Source organism: Parabacteroides sp. ASF519 (assembly GCF_000364265.2).
GTDB lineage: Bacteria > Bacteroidota > Bacteroidia > Bacteroidales > Tannerellaceae > Parabacteroides > Parabacteroides goldsteinii.
The window spans coordinates 1,701,091-1,714,010 of the sequence record NZ_AQFV02000006.1 but is presented as its reverse complement, the minus strand read 5'-3'; the positions used below and the strand labels follow the sequence as shown (position 1 = coordinate 1,714,010).

General features: G+C 38.6%; 6 protein-coding genes. All 6 read right to left on the bottom strand.

From position 1 onward, the window contains the following. Positions 1-5: 5 nt before the first annotated feature. Entirely contained in the window at positions 6-2,315 is a 2,310-nt protein-coding gene (locus tag C825_RS06680) for a glycoside hydrolase family 20 protein (RefSeq protein ID WP_157310088.1), read from the bottom strand. 95 nt (positions 2,316-2,410) lie between these two features. Further along, a complete protein-coding gene (locus C825_RS06675) occupies positions 2,411-4,231 on the bottom strand; it encodes a RagB/SusD family nutrient uptake outer membrane protein (protein ID WP_044214890.1) in 1,821 nt (606 codons plus the stop codon). A gap of 14 nt (positions 4,232-4,245) precedes the next feature. Further along, positions 4,246-7,719 carry a TonB-dependent receptor gene (locus C825_RS06670; RefSeq protein ID WP_081615932.1) on the bottom strand — a complete coding sequence of 1,158 codons (3,474 nt, stop codon included), beginning with the start codon at positions 7,717-7,719 and terminating at the stop codon, positions 4,246-4,248. Positions 7,720-7,865: 146 nt separating this feature from the next. After that, positions 7,866-8,792, bottom strand: a complete 927-nt coding sequence (locus tag C825_RS06665; protein WP_010801920.1) for a FecR family protein — start codon at positions 8,790-8,792, stop codon at positions 7,866-7,868. 95 nt (positions 8,793-8,887) lie between these two features. Then, positions 8,888-9,451: an RNA polymerase sigma-70 factor gene (locus tag C825_RS06660; RefSeq protein ID WP_010801919.1), complete on the bottom strand. Its 564-nt coding sequence runs from the start codon at positions 9,449-9,451 to the stop codon at positions 8,888-8,890. A 176-nt stretch (positions 9,452-9,627) separates the two neighbouring features. Then, complete coding sequence (locus tag C825_RS06655; RefSeq protein ID WP_010801917.1) at positions 9,628-12,903, bottom strand: glycosyl hydrolase; 3,276 nt, start codon at positions 12,901-12,903, stop codon at positions 9,628-9,630. Between the last annotated feature and the right edge of the window lie 17 nt (positions 12,904-12,920).

The following is a 12,920-nucleotide window of genomic DNA, read 5'->3' as shown; positions in this document are numbered from 1 at the left end:
ATTCATTATTTTTCTTTAATAATAATCACTCGATCAATAAAATTCTGAATCTTTTCATTCATTGAAGGAATGAAACCTAAGAACATAGATTGATCCAGATGTATTGAATCAAATTCTATTTTGCGATATTCAGAACCTGATATCTCAGAAATATTAATGTTTCTTTTATTACCATTTCCGATCTCACATACCATAGCGAGCCCATCTTCCTCTGTTGTTTCACAGCGAGCATAAATGATAACCTTATATTTCGTATTAACATCTGCTCCTTTTAATAAAGGTTCAATAGCAACAAAAGGCAATCGAACTGTAGCTCTTGAATACGAGCTATTCGGTAGTTTTACTGCTCGCCCATTTGATGCATTTACATCTTCTATTACACCTGAATCAAAATGATTGGTAGGTATCCATCTTAAACTGAATAACTGAAAATCATAATCTTGAATATCCATCAAATAATTAGAATCTATATTACTCAATTCTTCAGGCAATAAAGTTTTTTTCCCAAAAGCATGAAACAAAAGCCCCTCTTTAAATGTATCAAACGAACCAGGTTGATATTCTCTATATTGAGTAAGTTGATATTCATCAAAAAAGTTGAAAAACGTTTTATCTGCTTCAAGCTGACTAACAGGACCTTGAAGCTTTTCGTTTTTCATTTCCGCAAATCTCTTATACTTTGGATACCCTTTCAACCAAACGTGCTCCAATGGCATCCGATCACGATGTAAACGATATGCAAAATCAGAATCACGTCCATATTTCTTTTCTGTAGCTATAATTGCTTTATTAAAAAGTTGTGTTATTTTCTTCAAAGATTCATAATCAAGCCAATTTCCAGTATCCTCTTGGTAGCAATGAATATATTGCTTCGAAGCTTCAGCCCTATTTGAAAGTATATCAAAATATTCTAAAAGAAACGGAGTTGCCTTTCTACCGTAATAACCTGTAAGAAACTCTTTTCTCAATTCTCTTTCATCCAATGTAGGGTCCCACATCAATTTTGATATTATCCAATTTCGCATCCGAACAAAATCACCAAGTTCACAATTCGCATCCCCTTGTTCAAATAAACCTATAGTCCCTTTATCAAAAAAAAAACGTATATTAGGAGCAATAACATGCAAATTGGGATGTGGTAATATATGTGAAGAAAAATTTGTTACATAATCCCAAATAAAAAGTTGATGAGCAATTTTTCCCCACCCTTCCATATCGTTATAAAATGATTTATTTTGCTCACTAATTAAAGGTTGTCCAAAAGCACATCCCATTGTACAAAGCCTGATCACTACATTTTTACGTGGTTTCACATGCATTGGCGGCTTCCGAGTATAATTATAAGCAAGTGTTTCAACAAACACATTCGGAAATTCTTTCTCAACATCTTCAGCAACTTTGTTTATAAAATGAACCAATGGTCCGGATTGCGCCTCTTCCTTTTCAACTATCTCTCTACATTTTTCACACATACAAGGTCCGTACCAGTCCATTTGGCTAACTGACACAAATTTTGCTTCCGGATTTTTGCGTAACGCTTCTATTACATTTTTTGTCAATTCTTTTCGCATCTCATCATTCGTGAGACAGAGCTGTGCATTTTCATGTTGTCTTACGCCATTAATTTCACTAAACCACTCTGGATGATCTTTAAAATACTTCTCTGGCGATATCAATTCAAAAAAAGAATGACACCAATATGAAAAATGATGATGATCACCATATTCCGGAGTTGTTTTACCAAAATGCCCGTTACATTTCATTCGCATTGCAAAAACTGGATCAAACGCATCCTTATAAAAAGCTTCCCGATAAATCAATTTAGGTGCATAAGATATGTCCAAAGAATCCAATTGAAGCGTTTTATGTATTGGAACAAACTGTTCTGTTGATGTCCACCAACGAATACCTAGTACAGTTTCTAGAAATGTATTTACAGCATAAATTACACCGCGTTGTTCATGTCCTGCCAATAAAAGCATATTCCCTTTTAAATGAATTTCTATCCCATCATAAGGAATTTGATTTTGAAAAACTTCCGGAAAAAACTTTTTAGCACGAGAGGAATTTCCTATAAGAATTTGCGGTACATCTTCTGGTATATCTTTTTCTGAAGTAATCTCCCAATTAATCTTCGTACTTTCATCAAGATACATTTTCAACTCTTTTGCAGCAGTCTCTTCTATCGCACACGGCAAATCAGATAATACAATTCTGAAATTGGTTTTACCTTTTTTTACAAGATAACGTTCTGCAGCTTGATTACTAAAGGCAAAAACCAGCATAACAAAAACCAAACTTAGTATTTTCTTCATACAATTGTAGATAATATTGGTGTAAATCAGATATTGATTAAGCAATAAAAACCGACCAAAATCATTCAAACTTCGGTCGGTTTTTTCAAACATATTTACCAACCCGGATTTTGTTTCAAATTAGGGTTTAATGTCAACTGATTAGTTGGAATAGGATATAAATAATCCCGATCTATTCTAAACTTATAGCCTTCTGCTCCACCGTTCAGTGTATTTCTAAAAGGTTTAATATATCCATCAGCATCCGCTTCATAAGTCATAATCATCTGATCCCAGGCCTCTTGCCTTGAGATCTGAGGATCATCTGCTGAAACATAATCAGAAAACTTAAAGTTAATCCACTGTGCCAACTTACTTCCTTGAGGTGTTTTTCCAACAATCAATTCATCAGCTGCAGCCCAACGCATAATATCGTCATGACGGTGGCCTTCAAGAGCCAATTCTATCTTACGTTCACGTCGTACAGCCTGAAGAACCGGTCCAAGTTCTGCAAACTCAAAATTAGGATCCACCGTTACATTAATACTCATAAACGGCATATTCACACGTTCACGTAATTTGTTGATACTTCTGTCCAAATCATTTTGCGTAAGTGTTCCTAATTCGGCCTTAGCTTCTGCATAAATCAATAATGTTTCACCATAACGGAAATACATTATCGCCTGTAATCCTTCTCCCGGCCAGCGAGCTGTCGCATATCGATAATTATGCCCTTTGTAAGTTTGATATCCCGTAGGACAATTTGCTTCTCCTGTAACATCTAACCTTGGTGCAACGAAATACCATACCGGAGTCGCTAGTTCCCATACAGGTTGTTTCCCGTTATTAATACAAATAGTTTGGGCTAAACGAGGATCACGATTTTCAGCAAGTTTAACCAATGTACCATCATCATAGCCTGGTTCGACAGGAGTACCATCAGCTTTCAAATATGAGTCTACCAAATTCTTAGTAGCACCTCTCATCGCTCCATCTGCAGAATAACGGTCAATTACATTATAAAAACTAGCATTAACTTCAAACTTTCTCCAAAAAAGGACTTCATTACTAGCAGAATAGTCTTCCAAATTAAACAAGTCACGATAACCATTTTCTATCCCAACATTATCCAAAGCCGGATACCCTACTCTTTCCGACATACTAATCAAATCCCCTGATACTTTAGCTGCTTTTTCCAAAAATTTTATACTTTGATCGGATGCTGCCTTAAAATCATCATTAGCATGATATTTTTCCCAAGTCCCTTCATAAAGGGCAATACGAGCCTGCAAAGCCATTGCCAATTCTTTGGTAACACGTCCTGTCCAAGCACCTCCTGCACGAGCAGGAAGATACTCTATTGCTCTGTCAAGATCGTACATCATAGAATCTACAACTTGATTACGCGGTAAACGCTCTGCAAAAAGAATCTCAGAATCCAACTGTACTGTTTTTGAAGCCCATGGGACATCCCCATAACGCTTTAATTTCCCAAAATAAAATATAGACCGAAAAAAAAGAGTTTCACCTACATATTGTTTTACTTCATCAAAAGGAGCATCTACTTTTTCGTAATTATCCAAAAAATAATTGATTTCACGTAATTGTCCCCAATCCCATCCATCACCATCAGCCTGAACAGTCTGTTCACCATTCAAACGCGTATTATAAGAAGATCTTACTTGAGTATCTGTTCCATAATCAGCGTCTTTCCCATATGGACCTAATGTTCCCCATGAAGTTTCAAAAGGGACAAGTGCATCTCGATTATAAAAAATATTGGCATACAATCTCAAATCATCAACCGTTTTCCAATAATTTACATCACTGATCGAATTTAGTGGATATCGTTCCAGAAACTCATCATTACATGATACAGCAAATGTAGCTAACGCCGTTACAGCGAATATCTTGATTATATTTTTCATCTTTTTCATATTCATTAAAATAACTAGAATGTAACATTTACACCAAAAGCCCATGTTCTCCGCAACGGATATGTTTTTGCATCTGGAGATATAATTTCCGGGTCAACAATATTCGTCAAACCTGTCAATGTTGCCAAATTTTCAATATTAACAAACAATCTTGCTTTTTGGAAATTAATTTTACTAGTAATTGTCTTAGGTAGAGTATAGCCTAACTGAAGATTTTTGATACGCAAATAAGCCGCATTTTGCAAATATCTCGTTTGAGCCTGTCTGTTCTTTGCTGTATTGAAATAGATACGCGGAAAATATCCATTAGGATTATCCGGTGTCCAACGATCAGCATGTTCTGTAAAATATGAAGAATTCCATTCTCCATTTACAAATCCCCAAAAATAGTTTGCTTCCGGATCAAACATGTAATCACGTTTACCTACACCTTGAAAGAATATTGAAGCATCAAAACCCTTCCACTCTGCATTAAGAGTTAACCCAAAAGAAAAACGAGGTGTATTGTTTCCTATTACTTTACGGTCTCCAGGATCTTCTACCGTATTTTTTCCTATATCCACTTTACCATCACCATTAAGATCCTTGTAATGTACGTCTCCCGGATACCAGTTAGCATTTAAATATGATTGATCTGTTGTTGCGATTTCAGCCTCATCTTTAAATAAACCTTCAGTTTCATATCCCCATATTTCTCCCATTGTCATACCGTCATACCAAAGATTATTAAGTAGTTTATCTGGATTATCATACTTGACTATTTTCCCTATATAATCACTTAAAACAAAAGTTGCGCCATAAGAAAAATCATTGATGCGATCTTTCCAACCAAGAGTAAGTTCAAAACCTTTAGTCTCTGTTTCTGCAGAATTTCTACGAGGAGGAGTTGCACCCAATAAAGCAGGAAGCGATGCTCCAAAATCAGCAAAATCTTTTGCTTTACGATTATACCAGTCAAAGCTAAAATCAAGTCGATTATTAAACATCGCCATGTCAACACCAAAACTCAATGTGTTAACTGTCACCCATGTCAGATCATAATTAACAAATCCCGGATTTGATATCAAAGACTGACGTCCATCGTTGAAATAATAATTAGCTCCTGTCGGTGCATACACACCCAATCCTGGATAGAATGGATAATAACTATCTGTGAAAGACTGATCACCCAAGCTTGCATACGAAGCACGAATTTTTAACTGATTCATATAATCCTGTACTGGTTCCCAAAAATCTTCTTTTGAAACTACCCATGCACCAGATACACCCGGATAAAATTTAAAACGTACATCTTTCATGAATCGAGATGTTCCATCATATCTACCATTCAACTCAATAAGATACTTTTCTTTATAATTATAATTAATACGTCCAAATGCACCTCGAATAGCTAATTGAGAAGCATCATCACCAACATCTCTAGTACCATAACTCAAACCAAGCATCGGTACTTCATCTGTATACAATCTTTCAGCCGATCCGGTAAACTGCAATAAATCTGTCAATTCCTGAGTATAACCAAGCATAGCCTTAAAATAATGTCCACTGTCTAATGTTTTTTCATAAGAAGTAAAAGCATTAATCGTATACTGCTGGTTTTTATTCATCCTTCGATTAAAACTACTGAAAGCATTGACTAGATCTTGTTTTCCACTGGGTCTTAAAAGAGAATAGTTTTTACCATGCTCTTTAACATTCACATAAGTACCATTATATGTATAATTGGCAGTAATATCCCATCCTGATAACGGACGAATATTTAATTCTCCTGTTAAAATGGCATTATCAGAAATAGTTCTTCGACGTCCACCCTCTGATAAAGATTTTATATAACTTGGTTGAGAATAATCTCCGTCTGGATTTTTTATTGGATTCGTTGGGAAATTGCGTCCTATCAGATGAACAAAATTCCATGAATCAGCAGCCATAGGAACATCCAGATCACTTCTTGAAAAAGCAGATCTCATCCCTACTGTAAGCCATTTGGTCAAATTAGAGGACAAATTAAGACGAACATTATACCGTCGCTGTACTTCATCCCCATATTTGTACATACCATCTTGTTGCATATACCCTACACTAGCAAAATAGGAAGAAGACTCTGTAGCTCCTGAAAAATTAACATTATGCTGTTGACTAAAACTTGCATTTTTAAATAAAACATCGAACCAATCTGTATTGGCATTCGCATTATTATAAGTATTCCATTCGTCAACCGTAGCATTCTTAGTGGTTCCGTCTGTTATTAATCCAGCCTGATAATCTTTTATACGCTGAATTGTCGTTTCTGAAAACATAGGAGCCATATTGGAGTTTTCACTAGCTTCATTCCATGCGTAAGCATAGTCCAAAGAACTCATAAAATTCGGCAAATTGATTGGCTGTGAAAAACCAAAATTGTTATTATATGAAATAACCGGCTTTCCCGTTTGTCCTTTCTTGGTAGTCACAATAACCACACCATAAGGAGCACTTGATCCATAAATAGCAGCAGAAGCAGCATCTTTCAAAAAAGAAATACTTTCCACATCGTTCATTTCCAGAGTACTTAGATCTCCACCCTGCACACCGTCAATAACAATCAACGGTCCATCAGCTCTATTACTTCTATTTCCATTTGCATCAATGTTAATACCTGTATAGCCACGCAAGTTGAGAGATTGATTTTGACCAAGCTGTCCATTAGATGTTGAAATATTCACACCGGCCACCTTTCCTTGTATTGCTTGTGTTAAAGTAGAGACTGTACGATTCTCCAATTCCTTATTATCAATATAGCCTACAGCTCCGGTCAGATTGGCTTTTTTAACGGAACCATAACCTACAACTACAACTTCATCTAACACCTGTTGGTCTTCTTTTAGTACGATAGTATAGGAAGTTTGATTGCCAACTTTTACTTCTTGGTTGGCATAGCCGATATAAGAAACAAGCAAAGTACTGTTTTCAGAAACCGATAACGAGAATTTACCATCAATGTCAGTAATAGTTCCATTTGTAGTTCCTTTTTCCACCACATTTGCACCAATAACAGGTTCTTCATGAATATCTTTCACCACTCCAGTGATCGTTCTTTTCTGCTGAGTGACTTTCTGAATCTGCGTTTTCTCCACTATTTTGTCTTTTGACGACAAAACGATATAAGTGCCATCAACGGCATATTTGATATCTGTTTTTGCAAACAGCTCTCCTAGTACTTCCTCTAGTGGACGTTTGTCTGAATTTACCGATACTTTATGATTTACATCAACATATTTATCGTACACAAATAAATAATCGGTCTGCTCTTCTATGTTATTCAATACATCTCGTAACTCAACATTACTTCGTTTTATTGTTACACGAATATTCTGAGAATTGGTGGTTTCTGCATGCAAACAGAAGATCAACACAAACAGAAATAGAAAAGTTATTTTCATAATTCTAAAAAAATGTTTATATCGCTGAATTTTGTTGCATAAATCCAACGATAGAATTTCTCTATTCATATCTTTGTAATTGCTAATTGATTAATACAGTTATTTTTTAATTGTGTTAATTGGATGCCGATAGGTGTGGGGACACTTGTCGGCATTTCATTTTAAGATTAACTTCATGGTTTATGCTTCATAGGCAATTTATTTTTAGATTAGACTTATTTTATATATATAATCGAATTATCTTCATTCCTTTCAATGGTATATTTAGCATTTCGCTGTAAAATACGCAAAGCATTATCCACCCCGTCAGAAATACGGAATTTACCACTACATGCATAATCTTTCAGATGTTTGTTTTCCACAATAATCTGTATCCCATAACATTTTTCAAACCGTGCCATCAGCTCATAGAAAGCAACATCCTTAAAACAAACCAGTCCTTCGCGCCAACGGAAATGATCATAATCACTGACAGCTGAAACTTTCCACTGTCCATCTTTTAAACGTATTTCCTGATCCGGCTTCAATAATACCGGAGAAGATAAATGATCACTATCCGACACCTTCACCGCCCCCTCCATCAATGCTACTGAAAAATCATCTGAACCGGAATAAGCTTCCACATTAAACTTCGTCCCCAACACTTCTATTTCACATCTCTCCGTCCGGACAACAAATGGATTTTTCTCCTGACGCGTCACCTCGAAATAAGCCTCCCCAGTCAACCGTATCTCACGTTTTCCACCCGAAAAAATGGCCGGATAGACTATTTCAGAACAAGCATTCAACCAGACTGAAGTACCGTCCGGTAACTTTAGATTCATTCGCTGTCCCATAGGAACGGTAATCGTATTCATCGCCGATAACAATTCTTTTTTGTCAGCCAAATGGTAATACCCCCCACAAGCAAGTGTTATAGCAACTATTGCTACCACCTTTAACATCTCCCGCACGAAAAAATGTACCCGTTTTAGCTTATGTCCTTCCTCATTTCCTACAAGAATCATCGCATCAAAGAACTCACGTTCCCTAAGCAGCTCTTCCTCATTGGCAGGAGAGACATCTAACCAACGATAAACGGCTTCTTCTTCCTCACGAGAAGCTATGCCCTCGAAATATCTATATAATGTTTCTTTCTTCATTATTTACGATTCTATTTATTAAGCGTATAAGTAAAAGACATCCCTAACAGAAAAGTGAACTTTTTTATGATATCTCAAAAAAAATGCAATATCTGCTATTTCATCAGCAAATACATCAATACAGGTAAGTAATCTTTTAAGGCAACACGAAGAATTTTTAAGGCTTTATTTATATGAAATTCAACTGTCTTAGTTGAAATCCCCAAGGTTTCAGCAATTTCTTTATGACTTTGATTGTTATAGCGGCTCCTGATAAAAATATCACGTGTCTGCTCTGGAAGAGAAACTAAAGCCTTATTGACCAGATATTGGAGCTCTTCAGAAAATATCTTCTCCGGATTACAAGCTTCCAAGGTTGCTATACGTAAATTTTGTTTACGAATTTCATTACTTTGCAGAGTATCTGCAAAGTCCTCCTGAATACGTAAATGCCGTAAATAATCCAAACATTTATGCTTAACAACAGTCAATACATAAGCCGGTATATTTGTATGTTCTTTCAATTTTTCCCGATTTTCCCAGTAATACATCAAACTCTCGACAGCTATATCCTCAGCAGTCATCTCATCATCTACATATGTTCTGGCAAAATGGGTAAAACGCCTCTTGTAATTCGTAAACAGGAAGTTAAATGTCTGTATATCTCTACTCTTTTCCATAATAATATCACGAATAGAAACAAAGATATATAAAATATTCTCCTTTATACATTTTATGTATTAAAAATACAGAGCAATACACCTTTTTAAGAAAATCATTAATCAACATTTATTCTTTTTACAAAAAATAGTACTTTTTACAGAGTACCCTTTCTGCCTAAACTACTATATAAAAATCAATCATTAAATACCTTTAGCACTACTGGCCCCAACAAGCCACTATCCCTCAACGGAGCGTCTTTTGATGGCCCGGAAATCGTCCAGGTCTTACGATTTTCTTCCGGTTGGCCGGCATCGTACACCAATCGGTTAAACCAGGTACCCGTAACCTCTACCGCCAATATATTCTCGCCTGTCTGAATAGCATCCGTAATATCCAGGCGATAAGGAGGAGTCCATAATACACGCAGCGGTTTTCCGTTCAGAGAAACACTGGCTATCATTTCTACAGCACCAAGATCCAGCGAATAACCGGCATACTCCTTCGCATTCTCTATATCGAAAGAGGTAGTATAAGTAACTGTACCGGAAAAAGCTTTCCCTTCCGGTGAAATATCCAGGTCTTTCCAGGCTTTCAGTTCATCCGCCTTTAATGAAGCAGGAGCGCCCCATCCATCCGGGAAAGCCAATGTCCATTCATTCCCTACCGGCATTGTTCCGGCTTCTTCCAATAAAACAGGTTTTGACTCACCCTTGCGATCATGTCGGAATACAACAAAACAGCTTCCTGCCCGGGGCATATCTAAAGAAACAACGGTCCGGTCTCCATCCTTACGGTTAACCGCCGGTTCCATTTCTCCCGTAACAGGATCCCATATTTCCGCGTAACCTGAATTTCTGAAACTCAAATCGCCCTTAAATCCCTGACCTTTAGGTGCAGTAACAAAATACCAGTCAGCTCCCTTTGTCTGCCTATGCAACCATAACGCATCCCCTGTAGCCGTTACATCCGGAGACATCTTCAGTTCACATAATGCTTCATCGAGAGACATGCCGCTTACGACCATTCCTTTTCCTATCCGGTTACAACCTTTCGACACTTCCCCCCAAAGCGCATGAACCGCAGCATCGAAACGCTTTTGAGCCGACTCCTGTCCGGATAATGTGGCAAGTCCTTCCGGAGCATCTCCGATAACAACAGCACCTTCACGTACCAAAGCCAGAAGTTTCTCCAAGGTTTCCGGCAGCATCCGCTTGTTATCGTTCAACCATAATACGCTGTATTCGATACCTTCCGGAGTAACGATCTTACCATTCTTCACAGATAAACGGTTCAACAGAACATCCGGATTGCAATAATCATATTTAAAACCTTCCGGGAAAGGATAATTCTGATCCGGCTTATGGCTGATTTCATCCCCCAGATACCATAACACATCGGAAACAGGACGCCCACGTTCCAGCAGATAAGTACATCGGGAAAGATAATTAACAAACTCCAGCATATATTTCCACCATGTTTGCAGACGCAGAAAAGGTGTTCCGATCCCTGAACCGAACGAGGTACCCGGCGGTAAAAAGTCTATACGCGGATTATGTGTATAAGTATGAAATACGAGATGAGTCACTCCTTCCACACTATTGACATTCATAACCTCCTTCAACATCGACAGATGTTCGTCCCAGGTCAGTTCAAAAGAGGTAAATGCTTCGGCAGCCACACGGGGTTTACCATACATCCGGGCAGCAGAAGCCGTCGGCTTAATCGGTTTGAAGTTGTTTGAACCGACAAAACTTTCGGAAAGCGGTTGCCAGAATTCACACATCGGTATATCCGCATATTTGAAATATTCCAGTAAGTCTGCCGGGACTATATCCCCGGCAGCCGTTTCATACGAAACCGCCAGACCATTCTGATGTGCCAACTGGACCATACGCCCGTAGAACTTATCTGCAAAAAGAGAACCGATCGTATTACGCCAATCCAATAAGAAGCGGGTTGTTGTTTCATGGTCATTCACCACATAACCGAATACGGCAGGCAACCATTGACGAAGAGGATAACCCGATTTCAAACGAAATTCATCCTCCATCTCTTCTGTCCAGGTTTGTGTCTCACACTCCCAGCTATCCAACAACATACCATTTAACAAACCACCCTCCAACGGTCCGTTAGCCAGTCGGCCGATATAACTCGCATAATGTATATCAGGTCCGGTTTCCGACAATTTATTACATTCCCATCCGGTTCCTTCTTTTGGAGCCGGTCCGTTCTGTTTTCCGGTACAAACATGGCCGACCCGCAAGACCGTCCATTTTCCTTCGGGAACTTCCCAATTCAAATGTCCGTTCGCATCCATCGAAGAGGTGATGTCCTTTATCTGATCTAAAGAAACGAAAGCTTCAGGCGACTGTTGCGGCTCCTCTCCGGCACGGACAAAATCACGCAATGTCCATCCCGCCTCAGCTTCCCAGTTATTTTTCCGGGTGGCAGAATAAAGGCTCATATGTGAAAGAAGCAAAGGACGCTTATGGGTAAAAGAGATACGGTACGTCTTTACACCAGGTACTTCGGACAAGGCTAATGTAAAATACTTATTATCCTGCCAGCTGCTTTGCGGGGCATCTGTCTGCAGAATATCTTTCTCCGTTCCATCCGGAAATATAGCCTGAACCTTGATATTCACTCCCGGTTCATAGCACCAGTTATAATTATAGTTACGAACTTCGGACAATTCGATTGTACGAAGAGGCGTCGGTTGGGAAAAAGAGACTTCCACCCAATGCGGTTGCCCTTCCTCCTGGTTGATCCAATGTCCCTGATCTTTATTTTCAATCAAAAAATCACTCCAGGGATAATCTATATTACTTCGGATAGATTGCGGTCGAAGCGGCTGGTTGGTATCATCCAGCGGAGTAGGAAAAGCCAGGACTGTAATATCTTTATAATCCCGCCAGTCTTCACTACTCGGTTGAGGAACCGCCAAATCCATTGCTACCTGTTTACCTCCGTCTATATCCGTCCGGCTCCATACCAGATGACGCATCGAATTTTCCGGTTTGATCCACGGACCGCCTGCCATCGACCAGCCCGGACAGTTCTGCATCGTAAAACGCAAACCCAACCGGCGACATTCTTCTGCAGCATGTTTTATCGTTTCTTCCCACGAAGGGCTCAGACAGGCAATTTGAGGTTCTACTCCCGGCCAGGGACCGCCAAACTGTCCGTGAAACAACTGGATACCGGATAACCCGGCAGCAGAGAGTGCTTCCAAATCGGCTGTGATACCCGGTTTGGAAACATTCCCGCCAATCAGGTGGAACCAAGTTTCCGGATGATAAATTTTCGGAGGTGACTGGAAGTTCTTCACATCATTTTCTCCGAAAGGTTTGTACAATTCTTTTAAAGACGGGACACCCGGTAAATTTGCCTCCTCTTGCAACGTCGATGTACAGGCGTTCAGGCTGACAATCCCGGCTATTACCACTGACATATAAACAGAACGTCTCATTATCATCCAATTTTAAA

Excerpts from the sequence above, each read along its gene's own strand:
- C825_RS06680 (WP_157310088.1), bottom strand. The coding sequence starts at position 2,315 with ATGAAGAAAATACTAAGTTTGGTTTTTGTTATGCTGGTTTTTGCCTTT.
- C825_RS06675 (WP_044214890.1), bottom strand. The coding sequence starts at position 4,231 with ATGAAAAAGATGAAAAATATAATCAAGATATTCGCTGTAACGGCGTTA.
- C825_RS06670 (WP_081615932.1), bottom strand. The coding sequence starts at position 7,719 with ATGAATAGAGAAATTCTATCGTTGGATTTATGCAACAAAATTCAGCGA.
- C825_RS06665 (WP_010801920.1), bottom strand. The coding sequence starts at position 8,792 with ATGAAGAAAGAAACATTATATAGATATTTCGAGGGCATAGCTTCTCGT.
- C825_RS06660 (WP_010801919.1), bottom strand. The coding sequence starts at position 9,451 with ATGGAAAAGAGTAGAGATATACAGACATTTAACTTCCTGTTTACGAAT.
- C825_RS06655 (WP_010801917.1), bottom strand. The coding sequence starts at position 12,903 with ATGAGACGTTCTGTTTATATGTCAGTGGTAATAGCCGGGATTGTCAGC.